This window comes from Vibrio sp. 10N.261.51.F12 (assembly GCF_041471725.1).
GTDB lineage: Bacteria > Pseudomonadota > Gammaproteobacteria > Enterobacterales > Vibrionaceae > Vibrio.
Genome location: NZ_JBFROV010000036.1, coordinates 109,275 through 125,657, shown reverse-complemented (window position 1 = coordinate 125,657; position 16,383 = coordinate 109,275). Strand labels below are relative to the sequence as shown.

At 43.6% G+C, this 16,383-nt stretch carries 11 protein-coding genes; 4 read left to right on the top strand and 7 right to left on the bottom strand.

Translation table 11 applies throughout. From position 1 onward, the window contains the following. Positions 1-85 precede the first annotated feature (85 nt). From AB4405_RS18815 to AB4405_RS18805, 3 genes are all read right to left on the bottom strand, one after another. Entirely contained in the window at positions 86-1,927 is a 1,842-nt protein-coding gene (locus tag AB4405_RS18815; protein WP_372062356.1) for a DUF3413 domain-containing protein, read from the bottom strand. 407 nt (positions 1,928-2,334) lie between these two features. Next, positions 2,335-3,522: an alpha/beta hydrolase gene (locus AB4405_RS18810; protein ID WP_372062355.1), complete on the bottom strand. Its 1,188-nt coding sequence runs from the start codon at positions 3,520-3,522 to the stop codon at positions 2,335-2,337. Between the two features lie 13 nt (positions 3,523-3,535). Continuing rightward, on the bottom strand, positions 3,536-3,754 hold the full coding sequence (locus tag AB4405_RS18805) for a hypothetical protein (protein WP_372062354.1): 219 nt from the start codon (positions 3,752-3,754) through the stop codon (positions 3,536-3,538). A gap of 300 nt (positions 3,755-4,054) precedes the next feature. Between AB4405_RS18805 and AB4405_RS18800 the strand changes: the two genes are divergently transcribed. Beyond that, entirely contained in the window at positions 4,055-5,002 is a 948-nt protein-coding gene (locus AB4405_RS18800; RefSeq protein ID WP_372062352.1) for a sensor domain-containing diguanylate cyclase, read from the top strand. A gap of 110 nt (positions 5,003-5,112) precedes the next feature. Here the strand turns inward: AB4405_RS18800 and AB4405_RS18795 are convergent, their stop codons facing one another. From AB4405_RS18795 to AB4405_RS18785, 3 genes are all read right to left on the bottom strand, one after another. Beyond that, positions 5,113-5,736 (bottom strand): HAD family hydrolase, encoded by a 624-nt coding sequence (locus AB4405_RS18795; RefSeq protein WP_372062350.1) that lies wholly within the window; start codon positions 5,734-5,736, stop codon positions 5,113-5,115. Between the two features lie 100 nt (positions 5,737-5,836). Then, complete coding sequence (locus tag AB4405_RS18790; RefSeq protein WP_372062348.1) at positions 5,837-8,650, bottom strand: ATP-binding protein; 2,814 nt, start codon at positions 8,648-8,650, stop codon at positions 5,837-5,839. Next, entirely contained in the window at positions 8,647-9,678 is a 1,032-nt protein-coding gene (locus tag AB4405_RS18785; protein WP_372062347.1) for a cytochrome-c peroxidase, read from the bottom strand. Before AB4405_RS18785 ends, AB4405_RS18790 begins: the two co-directional genes overlap by 4 nt. A gap of 296 nt (positions 9,679-9,974) precedes the next feature. Here AB4405_RS18785 and AB4405_RS18780 point away from each other — a divergent pair, with 296 nt between their 5' ends. Both AB4405_RS18780 and AB4405_RS18775 read left to right on the top strand, forming a co-directional pair. Then, positions 9,975-11,066 carry an efflux RND transporter periplasmic adaptor subunit gene (locus tag AB4405_RS18780; protein WP_372062346.1) on the top strand — a complete coding sequence of 364 codons (1,092 nt, stop codon included), beginning with the start codon at positions 9,975-9,977 and terminating at the stop codon, positions 11,064-11,066. A 27-nt stretch (positions 11,067-11,093) separates the two neighbouring features. Continuing rightward, positions 11,094-14,138, top strand: a complete 3,045-nt coding sequence (locus tag AB4405_RS18775) for an efflux RND transporter permease subunit (RefSeq protein WP_372062344.1) — start codon at positions 11,094-11,096, stop codon at positions 14,136-14,138. A 102-nt stretch (positions 14,139-14,240) separates the two neighbouring features. On the opposite strand, the gene AB4405_RS18770 is transcribed toward AB4405_RS18775, so the two are convergent. Continuing rightward, positions 14,241-14,984 carry a dienelactone hydrolase family protein gene (locus tag AB4405_RS18770; protein ID WP_372062342.1) on the bottom strand — a complete coding sequence of 248 codons (744 nt, stop codon included), beginning with the start codon at positions 14,982-14,984 and terminating at the stop codon, positions 14,241-14,243. Between the two features lie 235 nt (positions 14,985-15,219). On the opposite strand from AB4405_RS18770, the gene AB4405_RS18765 reads away from it, so the two are divergent. Further along, on the top strand, positions 15,220-16,332 hold the full coding sequence (locus AB4405_RS18765) for a BamA/TamA family outer membrane protein (protein ID WP_372062341.1): 1,113 nt from the start codon (positions 15,220-15,222) through the stop codon (positions 16,330-16,332). The last annotated feature ends 51 nt before the right edge of the window (positions 16,333-16,383 follow it).

Here is a 16,383-nt window from a genome sequence, read left to right as displayed (position 1 = left end):
AAAGCAGGAAAAGCGTGGTGCTTTTCCTGCTTTTTAACGTCTAACCACGTTAACTTGCCAGAGTGTTCCGTTAACGTATTCGCTGTTATTTAGTGTAACGGGTTAGGACATCGAGAGCGTACTGCATGCGTTCTCTATCAATTTCTTGCTCAGGAAGCAGTCGGTTACGACCATCTTTGACTTCGTACAACCCGTTCCCTTTCAGTGAGAAGATTTTATCTTCAGATACGATGGCATAATCACCGTAATCAGCCACGATAGTGTAAGGGCGGTCAACAAATTTCCCATATAAGTCCTCACCAACACTGTAGTCCTTAATGTCATTGGTCACACCGAGATAGTTCTTCATAATGGTCGGAACAAAATCAAAGTGAGTGGTCATCTTGTCTGTTGGCCAATCGTTACTTTCTTTGTTGACGCCCGCACCGATCATTATGAAAGGTACCTTGATCTGAGCTTCGGTGAAGTTACCGTTGTGGCCCCAGAAATTCTGGCCATTGTCATTCAGTTCTTCACCATGATCGCCGGTTACAATGATCACGGTGTCATTGTAAGTGCCTTCTTCTTTAAGCTTGGCCACGACTTCTTTGATTTTGCTGTCAACAAAGTGCGTGCTGGTTCTATAGCGATTAAATATGGGTTCCGGATCAGAATCGTTACTGCGTACAAACGGGTTGTTGGCGCCAGACATTGGTTCAAATTTAGGTTCGTAGTCGTCCGGGAAAATGAAGCCATGGGGCGCGTCAAAAAACAAGAAAGAAAAGGTTGGCTTTTCACTGCGCTGTTCATACCAGGTCGTCCAATCATCGACGAGTTCGATATCACGATCTGCCGCTGTTCCTGTGTTTTTGCCTTTGATCCGTAAGTCTGGGATTTTGGCAAAAATAGTGCGATTGAACTCAGGAGATTCAATATGAGCGGAAGTAAATACGCCGATCTGGTAGTCCAGATCCTGGAGTCTGTCCATTAAAACCGTTGGGCGTTGGTTTGCCAGCATTGGATGCCAATAAGGACCAGGTAGCCCATAAAATAATCCAAATGTCCCCATTCGCGTCGCATTCCCGGAAGAGTAGTGTTTGTCGAACGATAAGCCATCTTGCGACATTTGATAGACAGTTGGCATATATTGCTCTGTCACGGTGTCTGGACGCCATGAGTCAATCAGAATGAGCATGATGTTTCTAGGTTGCCCCGATGCTTCTCCAGTCAAAGGGTGTAACGGATAGTTTAAACCGCCTTGAATCTTCGGTGTCTTTGCTTGTCGTTTGGCTAATTCCTCACGATCTAAAAAGCCATGCTCCATTAACAGTGAATTAGCAATAGTCGGGTAGAATAATGGCAAATATTGATTGACGAACATTACCGGTTGATAAGCCGTTGCTGCCGCCCAAATATGGATACCGTGACTCGCGAGAGTAGTAGCGAAAAATAGGGGTAAGAACACTTTTCGCAAAGCTTTCGTCAGTCTAAAAGTTTGACTTTCTATACGACCCAACGCCCACCATTGGAGCGCAAACAGTGCGACAAGGCCAGCGACGAGCATGGCCCATGCTGACAGTGGAAATTCAACTATTTGTCCTGACATGACGAGAGACAGCACTGGATAATTGAGATGGAATCGATAGAAACCAAAAATCATAGTGTCTACAAATAAGAACGCTAAACCTACCGTTGCTAGGAGCGCAAGTACTGGCCTTTTGGCTTTAAAGGGTAAAAAGCAAATAAATAGTGCCAGTAATCCAAAGACAAGAGTCAGCAAACTCATATGACTAATTAAACTAGAAGCCGCAAACGTATCTTGCAGGATATCAAAGGGGACATCCGGGAAATAAAAGAAGTAACGAGCACCGATGAGTGTCGCTAACAGCGCATTAATAATAAGAAAGTCATAGTAAGCACTTAAGCGCGTTTTTAATAATTTGAACATTTTTGAATCAACCCACGAGAGTAGTTGCGTATTCAGGACACGACCTGAGTTTAAAACGTGGCACATTGTAGAGGAGTGGTGAGCGAAATTGAATTGAAAACATGAGTTAGTGGCGAAATACTGACAACCTGTTACATTTAGAGGCTATTTGTCACGTTCTACGCCGAAGTTATTCATGTGACGTATGGTTGGCGGTAGAACCAGCACTGTTTTAGTTCTGTTGGTCACAATAGCCTGTAATGATTGGCTGTTTAAATATCAATGGAAATGACGCAGTCTTGCTTGAATAAATAACGGCAATGTATGGCTTTATGTTACCGATGCGGCAGCCACACCTGACGTCTATTAACCATTTAACATCAATTGCCTACGCTGCTACAGATAATCAATGAGAAACGTGCTTACTCTCATTTTGCGGACATCACTTTATCTAAGTAATCCATAGTTTCGTTAAAGTATGGATTAAACGTCAGTCTTGCATGGATTTTATCTGTTTCTTGATAGCCCCATGCGGAATACCATGTCTCGTCTCCGTTCATACAGCGATCTGTGTTGATGTCATTTTGCCCGTTATCACAAATTTTCACCGATCCCTTCATACCGTAATATGGGTTGCTTGGGCTAAATAACATACCCATGTGAGAGGCATTGGAGATATTCAAATCAGGGCGAGGCATCGTTTGGCGGATGATGTTATTTCCTTCAGGTGGAGTGCTGCCTTGCCAGATGAGCGCATTATTTGGATGAGTAAAGTGGGAATTGAACCATTTTGCAGCTGCCTGAGTATCAATAATACTGTCTGTCTCACTCAAAACCATCATTGTTGGTTTCGTAAAGGATTGAGTCAAAAGCGCTTCGCGTACCACTTGAGAGGTTTGATAATACGCCGATGCTCCATTCATCGGTAATGAATTATACCGAAGCGGGTTATCTTCGAGGTCTTGATCAGCCCACGTCACAAAATAGCTGGCGAATTGTGCGTATTTTACGGCTTCCGACTTTGGTTTGAATGCTGGAGAAAACAGGACTAATCCAGAAATGCTGCTGTCGTTGAGTGCCAAAGACGTGACGAGATTCGCGCCAGTGGAGTAGCCGCCAAGCCACAGAGTTGGGTAATCATTTTTCAATAAGGAAACATGATGTGCCACGATAGCATTCCAATCGTTGTAACGTGATAGAACAAGATCACCCGCTTTACTTCCATGCCCTGATAACAGAACTGCGCGAACTAAGTAACCTTTGTTGACTAGGTGATGAGCAACGTCATGGAACGAATACGGTGAATCGCCGAGGCCATGGACCAGCAATACTGCTTCGCCATTAGGCTTATCCGGAATGAGTTCAAAAGGGCTGTTCAGATTAAGTTCTGTTTGATGATCAGGGGTTTTGAAGTCGCGATTCTCCATTAACCAAGTACGTGTTTCCGTGAGGTAAGCATCGAACGTTGGCTGATCAAAGCGTGGCAACTGTTTGGCGGTTTGATAAGCAGGATCAGAGTTATCGCTGCTACTGCAGCCTACAATACTCGCACTGATGAATACCGCTAAATAAAAAGCGAAAGCAGTGAGCTTTCGCCTGTGGCGTTCTTTAGTCATTTGTTGTCAACGGCTACTTAGTTGAGACATTTTCATATTCGCCTTCAATGGTCTTTCCTGACGACGGTTCTTGGTAGTATGGTTGCGTTTTCAACTGTTGTTCCATCTGTTTTTTTATACGATTGCCGGTAATAAAAGTAACAATCGCCAATGGAATGGCCATGAGTAGGCTAAATATCATAGCGAAAAACCCAATGATCAGTGCGCTGATGGTAACGAGCAAATTCTTCATAATGACCTCTGGTGTAAATCGTTAGTAGACTGTAAATCGTTAGTAGACAGTCATACTAACGTAGCGTTTCTGAATCAAAGATGAACGAGGTCAATTAAATTCACGAAATCAATGCTACTTCAAGTTATTAGTATATAGGCAAGTGCAGTTGTTTGAGAAAATGTGGACGGGTGTAGCCTGACATTTAGTCACTGTACTGGTTGAATAAGGCTGACGAACTTAAAATTGCAGTTGGGTGTGGCATAAATAGCAAGATCTACTAATTTTATATTTACAATTATTTAATAGATTATTACCGCTATGCAACCAGCTCCGATACCTGCGAATGACGATTATCGAGTCAAAGTACTTCGCAAACTAAAAATTTTAGATACGCCGAATGAGGAGCGTTTCGACCGAGTGACTCGATTAGCTAAGCGCATGTTTAACGTGGATATTGCGTTGGTTAGCTTGGTTGATGAAGATCGGCAGTGGTTCAAGTCTTGCGTTGGCTTAGAGGCTAACGAAACGGGTAGAGACATTTCATTCTGTGGTCATGCCATTCTTGGTGATGAGCCCTTTATTATTCCAGATGCAATGGCTGATGAACGCTTTTGTGATAACCCTTTGGTTGATGGTGAGCCGAACATTCGCTTTTACGCGGGTGTGCCTCTCAAGCTTCCTGAGGGTATAAAGATTGGTACACTTTGTATTATCGGACGAGAACCGAGACACTTCTCTGACCAAGATGTCCATGATTTGATTGATCTGGCAAAGTTGGCTGAGAATGAACTCGTTGCTAATTTAAACTCAACGATTGACGAACTAACACAAATCTCCAATCGTAGGGGGTTTAATGCGTTGGCGGATAAAGCCATCAGTAAGTGTCGTTTTTCTATGGAACCATATTGTTTGGCTTATTTCGATCTGAATGATTTCAAAAGAATTAATGATTCGCTAGGGCACTCGGTTGGCGATGATGCACTTATTTCGTTTGCTCGACTACTGATAGATAACTTTAGAGATTCGGATGTGATTGCAAGAATTGGCGGGGATGAGTTTGTTGTGTTGATGTCGGGTACAACTGGTATTGATGCACGTTATCCGATGACGAGGTTCGATGAGGAAATCGCTAAATTTAATGCTTCTCAATCTCGTGTGTATGAACTTGGTTACTGCGTAGGTATCGTCTCGTGTTCACCGTTGGAAGATCTTACCCACAAAGATTTGTTGGAGAGGGCTGACAAAGCCATGTATAAATACAAATAAGCTTGATGATTCATACGCAAAGCGGAGTAAAACACTGACGTGTTGGTTCATGTTAGGAATAACCATTGTCCATTTCCCCGTCTTTCAAGATAGGTTTCAAGACACCTGCATTATCGATGTTGATGGTTTTCTGTAAATGATGCTTGTAACGAGCGTTGCAACTCAATCAGTGATGAAAAAGCAAAGTCACTTTCATGCCCTAAATTTTCTGTCGTCATTTTGTCGCTATTACTGATGAAACAACTTAAGCTGCCAGCATTCTTAGCGGTTTCTATATCGTAAAAGTGATCACCAACATAAAGTATTTGGCGGCAAGTTAATTGCCACTTTTCCATAAGATAAATAAGCGCATCCGGTGCCGGTTTTGCTGGGAAATCTTCTCGAGTCAAGACGTCGTCAATGATTAAACCGTGAGCCCGTAATTTTAACTTAGCCGCTTGTCGACAGTTCCTAGTGACAATGCCAACCCGCCAATTTTGGTGTTTAAGCCATTCAAGGGTCTCTTTAGTACCCGGCATTAATAAACTGGATTGTGCATCGTACATCTCATAAGAAAGTACAATGTCGTGCATACGCTGTTGTTCTTTGACACATTTCTGCTGTGCTATGTGCAGTAATAGATCTTTGTTTTGTGGACAACCAATTTCTTGTCGTAACCCCGCGAAATCGATATCAGAAGACACGAGGGTATTATCTAAGTCAAACACCATCGCTTTTAAGCCGTAAAAATCCAAAATGGTAACCGCTGTTAGGTAGGTTCCTCAAAGAATAGAATACCTTAACTAATATTGATAGCCGGAAAAATGTGATTTGATGTAAGACTTGTAAGTACTTTTATTGAAGGCTATGTTTGTCCTTTACCTGGGGTAACGGCGGCCTATGGGTCTCTTCATCCAACAATCGTATCGCTTGATGTATGTTCACCTCGACAAGATTGATAAGAGACTGCATATCAGTGATGCTTACTGGCTGTTCGCGGTCGTATAACGAGAGTAAAGCAAGGATTTTCCTCTCGATTAACTGTAAATTTAGCTCGGCAATGTCACTGTGAAGCGTCATAAGTATATTTTTTACGGCAGCGGTATCCCCCGTTGGATAAGCCTGAACAAGTGAGTCGAGTGATTCTTCGGCTGTCTGTTTAAAGCATTGAATACCGTTGATATCAATGCTTTTTTCAGAGCTATCTGGATTGGATAGCTGAATCTCAGCTTCCGTGGCACTAAGGCTTTTCATTTTGGTCATATCGTGTCGAATTAGCTGCAGAATATTAGGGCTTGCTTGTTCGGTCGGCGGTGACATGAGTTGGTGACGAAATCGCTGGAGCGCGTCGATAAAGCTCTCTTTTTGTAGAGGCTTGGTCAAAATAAGATTGGCACCGGCGGCAACAAAATTATCGTGGGCTTCTTTAAAGACATCGGCAGTACAACCAAAAATTAACGTATTGCATTTAAGTTCCTGCCTAATGATTCTTGTTGCTTCTATACCATCCATAATAGGCATGTGGTTGTCCATGATGATTAAGTCATAGGTGTTATTTTTGACGCAGGTTACCGCTAATTCGCCGTTTTGGGCCACTTCAACGTTGTGGCCTTGTTTAGTACAAAATGTTTTCGCGACGATCGCATTCACTTTATTGTCTTCAACTAACAAAATGTTAAGTGAGCGAGCGATGGCTTGGTCGTCCAATGAAACGGCTGTTTTTTGCTCCACCTCTTTAGATGCAATAGGGGTTAACTGTAAAGTCACGGTAAATGTGCTCCCACTGCCTATCACGCTGTCTACAACAACGTCCCCCCCCATTAGGTTAGCCAGTTGTTTTACAATGGTCAGCCCAAGGCCAGTGCCACCAAACTGTCGTGTGGTCGAAGATTCCGCTTGGATGAAGGGATCAAAAATGGAATTTAAACGTTCTTTGTGAATACCAACGCCCGTATCTTGGACCTTAATGATGAGTGTTTCAGTCTCTGAGTCGGTAGACGCGCTGTTGCTGAATGTAATGAGGACACTCCCTTTCGGAGTAAACTTGACCGAATTTCCCAGTAAATTAAAAATAATCTGGCGGATTCGAGATTTGTCACCACGATAAGATTGTCCGGGTTCTAGTTGGTTGATTAGATTGAATTCAATCCCTTTCTCTTTGCATAGTGAAGAGTAAGTACTAAAAATAGGCGCACAGATATCCTCAATTGAAAACTCGATCTCCTCCAGATCAAACTTACCCTCCTCAATTTTTGATATATCAAGGATATCGTTGAGTAGAGATAGTAAGTGGTTCCCTGACTCTAAAAGGATTTGAAGCTGTTGTTTATGTTGGTATTCAGTGACCGACGATTCAAGAATCTGAGCCATTCCAAGGATACCATTGAGAGGCGTGCGCAGTTCGTGACTCATGGTTGCGAGGAACGTGGATTTTGCTTGATTAGATGCGTCTGCTGTTTCGACTGCTTTTTCGAGATCTTTTGCCAGTAACTTTCTCTCGGTAGTATCGCGCTCAACGGCAATAAATTGGGCTATTTTATTTTGTGCATCTAGGATAGGGGTGATTACGATGTCAACCCAATATGGCTGACCCTTTTTGTTATAGTTGACCAGTTCGGACTTCACGATATTGCCACGTTTTAGTTCTGCCGAAATGCGTTCGACCTCGGCGGTTGAGGTCTCCTTACCCTGTAGCACTGAACCTGGTTTCTTTCCTATCACTTCTGCCATTTGATAACCTGATATGGATTCAAATGCTGCATTGACCCAGGAAGTATTGCCTTCACTATCGGTGATGATAATCGCATCACTGGCGTGTTCGACTACCATGGCAAGATGTGAACGCTCTTTTTCTTTTAGTAACAGCTCTCTATTGAGCTTTGCTTCTCTATACTGCTGCACCCACTGTCGCCAGTAAAAATACCCAGCTAGCAACATAAACAACAAAACAGATCCGAAGGTGATTTGTTGCTGCGCGGATGAAGAACGATGTAACCAGTAATCATTCATTTCGTTGAGTGTTGTGTGGACATCACTATTGAGTAACTTACCCTTTTCGTCATTGATTGTTGCAGTAACTCGCTCAAATAGATTGCGGTACTCAACCAGTGCCGAGAAGTCTGGATTGGCTTGGAGTTGTGCTGGGAGTACAGATAATGTGTGTCGCCCATCGAGATAGTTGAATAGTGCTAAACGAGTACCGTCGTCAGTAACGTTCAACAACACCGCGTCTTTCAATGTTCGTAATGTTTTTAACGAATAAACTTTAGAAACTTTTGCGCTGAGCAATCGTTCTAGGCGCTGAGAGAAAGCCTGGGCTTCAATTCTCACTTTATTTGCGAGTGCCACTGCATCTAAAGGTATTGGATTCAGGTAAACATGATAGGCGTCATAATTAAGCAGGACATTGTTGTAGAGTGCTTCGGACTGAGTTTCGATTTTAACCAATTCGTTTGAAAACTGATCAAGCGTACTCGTGTCACCGTACTCGAAGGTGTAGATGGTTTCCAAGTTACGTGTCATGTTTTGAGTGAGCGTTAGATAGACTTTTTGGTAGGACTCACTCGTATGACTCTGTGCGATGCTGATGATAAGCCAGTAGGCCACGGCGGCAATGCTAACCATATAAAGGTTTTCAATACGACGCTGGTTGAAAAATTTCTTATTCATTGCATCAGCTCCTCTAATGCTGGCGGTGGAGGAGCAGAGAGAGAACGTAGGAATGCACTGAGTTCAATAATCGTTGCTGGACCGAGCTCTCTTCCAAGTTGCAATTTAGCCATGGTTACGATGGCTTCCTCTAGTGTTTCCGCTCTACCATCATGAAAGTAGGGCGGTGTGTCGGCAACATTTCGAAGGCTAGCCACGCGAAAGACGATCTTGTCGTGTTCAAGCCCCGTTACGTTGTAGCGCCCGAGGTCTTGCTCTTTCATTAACGTTGAGCTGTCTAAATGCCCAAATCGCTGGAACAGATTGCCGCCGACATTGGTTCCTTGGTGACATACCACACATCCCAAGGCCTGGAATTTCGCCCATCCGGACATCGCAGCAGGATCAAGTGCATGCTTATCGCCATTCAAATAGCGATCAAAAGGCGCATTAGGCGTATTGAGAGATGTCATAAAAACGACGAGCGCGGCTTTTATGGTTTTTTCGCTGATTTCACCATTAAAAATATCATCGAATTGGTCGGTATAGGTGGAGTTACTTTGGACATAATTAATGATGCTTTTCCAGTTGGTATTCATTTCTAGGGGATTATGAATTGGGCCATCCATTTGAGCTTCTAAGTTGGATGCTCTGCCATCCCAAAAAAAACGAGTATTGTTGGCAATGTTGAAGACTGTAGGAGAATTCCTGCTTCCTAAGCCTTTGACGCCATTAGACACTCGAACATCTTCTGCTCCGTTGTCAAAAATGTGGTGACAAGATTCGCAACTCACTTTTTTGTTGGAAGATAGGTTGGGGTCAAGGAAAAGTTGTAGTCCCAACTTTGCTTCATTTCTGCCTTCTTTCGTGAGTACGACTGACTTGATAGGGGGGATTATCATGGATTCATGAGCCGAGGGTTGTTTAGAAAAAGAGTGTTGCGTGTCTTGATTGATATTGAAAGGTGTTTCGAAGTTGATCGCAAAATACAATCCAAATGTTAATCCGACAAGTAAAATAACCCCCCATTTCAATATTTGTCTGCTCATGGATTTCTTCTGATTTATTGACCGTAATTATTAGTATGGGATACTTATTTGCCGTTTCAATTTGTTCTAAAATAATCCGAATAATAATGAACTTATGATGGATTATGAGTCTTATAGAAGGTTTGTACGTATAAAGCACGCATGGCACGGTCTACATAAGTTGAAAAGGTTGATTTATTGTGGCGGACATGTTGCTTTTTGCTGTTCTTGATGTAACTTGTAGCATTAAGTAGTCATTGATTTTGTTAGCCTATGTTTGGCATGACTTTTATAAATTTTTATGTTGGGTGGTTGTTATGAAAACTCATTTACGAGTTCTTACTTTGGCGGCGCTAATGGGCGTTGCATTAACTGGGTGTAGCCCAGAGCCGGAGAAGACCGAAGAAGCTCCAGTTATACGTCCGGTAAAAACGATGGTAATTGGTTTAGATAATCAAAGTATGATTCGTGAGTTCCCAGCACGTGTTCTAGCGTCTGATCGCGCAGAAATGGCGTTTAGAGTGGCTGGAAAAGTTGATAGCCTACCTGCCAAAGAAGGGGATGACGTTAAGAAAGGGACGGTTTTAGCAACGCTTGACGACACACGCTTTAAACTAGCGGTGCGAGATGCCCGAGCAACGCTCCAGAGGCTTCAAGCGGACTACAAGCGTGCTCAAGAGCTAATCAAAGATAGCTTTATTTCAAAGAAAGATTTCGAGCAAATTCGAGCTGACCTTACAAGAGCACAAGCCAGTTACGACAATGCAAGAACGCAACTTAGCTACACCAAACTTGTTGCCCCTTTTGACGGTTTTGTTGCGCAGCGTAGTATCCAGAACTTTGAAAACGTTGAAGCTAAGCAAGTGGTCTTTTCTTTTCAGAATCTGAATACCCTCGAGCTTAAATTTGCGGTACCAGAGAAACTAGTTAGGCAAATTCGTGATGAGCAAGCGGCAGAACCCGTAGAGATCCCTGTATTTGCCTATTTCGATGTCGCTCGCGAAAAGCCTTATCCAGTGGTCATCACAGAAGTGTCATCTAAAGCAGATTCTGATACTCAAACATTTGAAGTAACCGTCACGTTAGAAGCGCCCAAAGACCAAAATATACTTCCGGGTATGACAGGTTATGTTACTGCTGATTTCTCGAACCTAAACCAGACTAAAGGTGCAGTTCAAGTGCCGACTACCGCAGTGGTCAGTGATAACTCACATAACCCGACCGTTTGGGTTGTTGGTGATGACAATACGGTATCACCCAAGGCAATCGAAGTGTCTACAATGGCCGGCGAGCGTATTACTGTGCTATCAGGCTTAGAGATGGGCGAGCGAATTGTGACGGTAGGCGTACCATTCCTAAACGAAGGAATGGAAGTGAGCCTGATGCCAGAAATCGATCAAGCTCAATAACTGTGACTCAGCGAGAAGAGATGTTTTATGAATTTAGGTGAGTATTCAGTAAAAAATAAGGTTAACAGCTGGCTGTTGGTCTTACTCATGACCGTTGGTGGTGTCATGGCTTATTTTGAAATGGGTAAACTGGAAGATCCAGCGTTTACTATCAAAGAAGCCAAGATCATCACGACTTATCCAGGTGCATCGCCGCAAGAAGTGTATGACGAAGTCACCTACCACATTGAAGACGCTGTTCGTTTACTGGGACAGGTAAAGCGAATCAAGCGTTCGGTTACTCGTGAAGGGTTGTCTGATATTACTATTGAGTTCAAAGATGAGTATACGTCGGCGGAAATGCCGGGTATTTACGATGAACTTAGACGTAAGATTGCAGACAACAAGCACAAGTTGCCCCCAGGTGCCGGCGAACCGCAGATTATCGATGACTTTGCGGACGTTTATGGTGGTTTCTTAGCCCTAAACGGCGAAGGTTATACCTATCGCGAGCTCAAAGATGTCGCTGATAACCTCAAAAAACAACTTGTATTAGTGCCTGGAGTACGAAAAGTTTCTATTGATGGCGATCAGAAAGAAGCCGTTTATGTTCAGATGTCACGTGCCAAAATGGCGAAACTTGGCATTGATATGGGTACCATTGAAAATCTGCTTCGTTCACAAAATTTGGTATCGGACTCAGGTCGTTTCCGTGTTGGTCCAGAATTCATTCGAATTGAGCCAACAGGCAGCTTTAAACATGTCAGCGAAATTGAAGATTTATTGATATCGAGCGACGACAAGAAACTGATTCGTTTGGGTGATATTGCCGAGGTTACGCGCGAATACAAAGAAGAGCCGTCTAAGCTCATCTATTTCAATGGTAAACCATCGCTGACGGTCGGTATTTCAATGCTTGCCGGAAAGAACGTGGTGGAAGTCGGTGGGTTGATTAATGACAAGATTCAAAGCTTAGAGAACCAAATTCCTCTGGGTATGAATCTCGATATTATTTACAATCAACCGCAAGAAGTTGATGCATCAGTTGCTGGTTTTGTCACTAACACTGTTGAAGCATTGATTATCGTTGTTGTCGTACTACTCGCGTTTATGGGACTTAGAGTCGGCCTCATTATCGGTGCGGTTCTCGTGATAACCGTAGCTGGTACTTTGGCGATAATGCACCTGTATGGAATCGAACTGCAAAGGATCTCGCTGGGAGCATTGATTATTGCACTCGGGATGCTGGTGGATAATGCGATCGTGGTGGCTGAGGGCATGATGATTCGTATTAAGCGGGGGGTTCCTGCGATTAAGGCCGCTGGTGAAGTGGTTGGTGCGAATGGTTGGGCGTTACTCGGTGGTACCGCCGTTGGTATTCTGGCGTTTGCTGCGATTGGTATGTCTCAAAGCAACACCGGTGAATTTACCCGCTCGCTGTTCTACGTTATTTTGATCTCACTGTCTTTAAGCTGGGTGACGGCCGTTTCAACGACACCTCTTTTGTGTGCGTTACTTCTTAAAAAGGAGGAACGCAAAGAAGGTGAAGAAGAAAAAGACCCATATGCGGGTGCTGGGTTTGTTATCTATAAGAGTGTTCTTCAGTTTGCTCTTAAGCAGCGTGCACTTACTATTAGCATTATTTTGGCGATGTTTGTTGCCTCTGTATGGGGCTTCGGCTTCGTAAAAAGTGCATTTTTCCCTAACGCAAATACACCGATGTTCTTCGTTGATGTATGGGAAGTAGAAGGGACCGATATTCGCCAAACTAGGGATGACACCCTAAAGGTCGCGGACTTTATTCGAGAGCAAGAAGGTGTTGAGTGGACTGCAACGTTTATTGGTGGTGGTGCCTCACGTTTCTCTTTGGTTTATACGCCGCAAGACTCTACGAATGCTTATGGTCAAGTTATCGTTCGAACTGAAAATCGAGAATTGATTGCAGGATTGCAAGCTGATATCGATAAGTTTATGAAAGAAAACATCGATAGCATTGAGCCTAAGATAAAAAGTCTACGAATTGGTCCGGGACGAGATTCAAAAATTGAAGCTCGATTTGCCGGCCCCGATCCCGCGGTGCTTCGAGATCTTTCTTCTCAAGCCGAAGCGATCATGCTCGCTGATCCTGAGGCTAAAGAAGTCCGAAATGACTGGAGACAGCCTGTTAAGTTGATCAAGCCTATTTTCAACGAGCAGGTGGCGCGTCAATTAGGGATTACTCGTACTGAGCTTACCGCTTCTTTACGTGCATCAAGTGAAGGATCACAGGTTGGCATTTATCGTGACGGTGTTAGGTTGTTACCTATCTACTTCCGCACTGATGCCAGTGAGCGCCAAAACGTGGCTCAATTAATGGATGCGCAAGTGTACAGTCCAGTCCTAGACCGTACGGTCCCAATTGCTCAAGTGGTCGTAGCATTTGAAACCGTTTGGGAAGATGCAATGATCCGTGGTCGTGATCGACTAACGACTATTATTGCATCCGCTAACCCGACCGGTGAACTGGCTGCACCAATGTTTGATCGCCTAAAGCCTCAAATCGAAGCGATAGAATTACCACCAGGTTATACAATGGACTGGGGTGGTGAATATGAAGATTCCGCTGAGGCCCAAGGGGCGTTGTTTAGCGCAATCCCAGTATCGTTTATTATGATGATCATTGTTGTTGTCTTGCTGTTTGGTAAGGTGAAACAACCATTGATTATTTGGATCACGGTTCCCTTAGCGATTATTGGTATCACCGCTGGTTTGCTATTACTTGATGGAGCCTTTGACTTTATGGCGCTGCTTGGTGCGTTGAGTTTGATAGGCCTGTTGATAAAAAATGCGATCGTCTTGCTTGAAGAGATCGATATGCAGGCAGAAGAAAAACCGGTGTACGATGCCATTATTGATTCGTCAATTTCGCGTATGAGACCAGTAATGTTGGCGGCATGTACGACGATCCTAGGTATGATTCCGTTACTTGGTGATGTGTTCTTCGTGAATATGTCTATAACGGTCATGTTTGGTTTAGGCTTCGCTACTGTGTTGACGTTAGTCTTTATTCCCGTCATGTATGCGATTTTGTTTAAAGCAAAAAATCCAGCATAGTCACGTTTAACTAAGAAAGATAAAGGCCAGATTCTTAAGAATCTGGCCTTTTTTTATTTCTATATCAGTGCGCTATGATGGCCTGGGATGTTTATTGACACGTTATTTGCCGGTTTTAGCCACTAAAAACTCAGAGAATGCAGTCCAAGATTTCTTGTCGGCATCTTCTCGGTAATTTTTGGATCCAAATACAGTAAATGCATGAGGTGCACCGCTGTATGTGATCATTTCATGAGAGACGTTGTTTTGTTCAAGCTCTACCGCTAACTCAGCAAACTGAGACATAGGAATCGCCGCATCAGCGGTACCATGAAGCACCATAATAGGTGCGGTGGTTTGTGTGTAGTTTTGTCCTTTCGGTGTCTGTAGGCCACCGTGGAACGTCACAAAGCCTCTCGCGTTCATACCCGCTCGAGCTGACTCAAGGACGGCTGCCCCTCCGAAGCAATATCCCATCACTACGGTATTATCGAGGTTGCCGCCTAGCTTGCCTGCTTCAGACAGCCCAGCATTCATAAGCGCTTGCAGTTTCGCTCTATCTTTATAGAGTTCGCCAGTGTGTTGTTTTTTATCTTCCACTTTGGTTGGCCTGACATCTTGGCCAAAAAGATCAACGGCAAATACGTTATAACCCATAGCATTGAGCATTTCCGCTCGATTCTCTTCGTATTCAGTGAGTCCGTCCCAATCATGGACTAGCAGAACCATAGGCGCCGTGTTATTAATCTTTGCCCAATACCCTTCATAGGGTTGCCCGTCTACTTCGTAAATAATGTGCTCTCCTGCCAGTGATAGGGGAGCGGTAAGTGTTGTCGCAAGCGCCAATCCAATGAGCTTATAATTCATTTGTCTTCCTTTTCGTTTGGTGTTTGTTTTGTCATTGAATTTTAGTACGAGAAATGGAAGTTGTGGTTCAATTGATAAGGAAATTATTCGTTTAAGTTCATCGCTTTCTTGATTATCAGCGCTTGAGAGTAAATATGGTAAAGAGTTAGGACAAAAGTAAGCGATGAAAAATCCCTTTTTTGGCTCACTAATATTCTGTATAACAATGAGAGAATATATGACATGGATGTAATTAATGGCTTCAAAACTAAAACGTATGAGTATGTCGGCGTTGTTGCTCGGAGTATCCCCGTTTTCTTGGTCAGCGGAATATAAAGATCATGTTGATGATAAAAAAGATAAAGTAGAGAACACGCGGCAAACAAGCGGCGAAAAGGAAGGTTTTATTGCGCTGCCGATCCCTATGTCGAATCCAACATTAGGAACAGGAGTACAGCTTCTCGGCCTTTATATGCATGCCAAGGACCCTGATTCTGTCGCTCACAATGACACATCGGGCATTATGGGAATGTATACCTCTACAGAAAGCTGGTTAGTCGGTGCGTTTCATGATGGCGCGTTAAACGACGACACAATTCGGTATACGGGAGGATTGTTCCACGGTAATTTAAATCTCAAATACTATGGCGATGGCAATGATCCGACGTTTTCTGATGATCCCCTTGATTACGGTATGACGATGACTGCCGTCATGTTGCGTGCATTGTTTAAGCTTGGCGATTCTAGTTGGTATCTCGGTCCGCAATACAATTATATGCAGACGGAAATCAGTTTTAATACGTTCAACAGTTTTTGGCCCCAACCTGAAGACGTTAAATCAGGTGGGTTGGGGGCGGTACTTCACTTTGATACCCGCGATGACAACTATTATCCAACTGATGGATGGTTCGCTCAGTTTAGTTATATGGATTATGGTGAGCAATGGGGAGGGGATGGTGATTATGCCATCGGCAAATTAGCAGCCAGTAACTACACGAGTGTATGGGAAAACGTGGTCATTGCATCAAAAGTGACGATGGAGTCTAGTGGCGGAGATGTCCCATTTTATGAAAAACCCACGCTGAAGATGAGAGGCTTTAACCATGGCCGCTATCGGAATGACAACATCATCCAAGGTCAATTTGAGGGGCGATGGACATTTAAACCACGCTTTGGTCTCGTTGCATTTGTTGGACTGGGGAAAACCTCGGAAGCAGAGCAAGATATTTTGAGTCAAAATACGATTGTAACAAAAGGGTTGGGTTTTAGATGGCAACCCGTGGAACAAAAGAAAATGAATATCAGGCTTGATTTTGCCAAAGGCCCGGAAGAAAACACATTTTACCTATCGGTCGGTGAGGCCTTTTAAATAACGTATAAAGGGAAGCTAATCGCTTCCCTTTTATTATTGGTGATGCCA

What these genes read in the sequence shown, in the direction of transcription:
- AB4405_RS18785 (WP_372062347.1), bottom strand. Translation starts at nt 9,678, where the DNA reads ATGAGCAGACAAATATTGAAATGGGGGGTTATTTTACTTGTCGGATTA.
- AB4405_RS18815 (WP_372062356.1), bottom strand. Translation starts at nt 1,927, where the DNA reads ATGTTCAAATTATTAAAAACGCGCTTAAGTGCTTACTATGACTTTCTT.
- AB4405_RS18810 (WP_372062355.1), bottom strand. Translation starts at nt 3,522, where the DNA reads ATGACTAAAGAACGCCACAGGCGAAAGCTCACTGCTTTCGCTTTTTAT.
- AB4405_RS18770 (WP_372062342.1), bottom strand. Translation starts at nt 14,984, where the DNA reads ATGAATTATAAGCTCATTGGATTGGCGCTTGCGACAACACTTACCGCT.
- AB4405_RS18800 (WP_372062352.1), top strand. Translation starts at nt 4,055, where the DNA reads ATGCAACCAGCTCCGATACCTGCGAATGACGATTATCGAGTCAAAGTA.
- AB4405_RS18775 (WP_372062344.1), top strand. Translation starts at nt 11,094, where the DNA reads ATGAATTTAGGTGAGTATTCAGTAAAAAATAAGGTTAACAGCTGGCTG.
- AB4405_RS18765 (WP_372062341.1), top strand. Translation starts at nt 15,220, where the DNA reads ATGGCTTCAAAACTAAAACGTATGAGTATGTCGGCGTTGTTGCTCGGA.
- AB4405_RS18780 (WP_372062346.1), top strand. Translation starts at nt 9,975, where the DNA reads ATGAAAACTCATTTACGAGTTCTTACTTTGGCGGCGCTAATGGGCGTT.
- AB4405_RS18805 (WP_372062354.1), bottom strand. Translation starts at nt 3,754, where the DNA reads ATGAAGAATTTGCTCGTTACCATCAGCGCACTGATCATTGGGTTTTTC.
- AB4405_RS18790 (WP_372062348.1), bottom strand. Translation starts at nt 8,650, where the DNA reads ATGAATAAGAAATTTTTCAACCAGCGTCGTATTGAAAACCTTTATATG.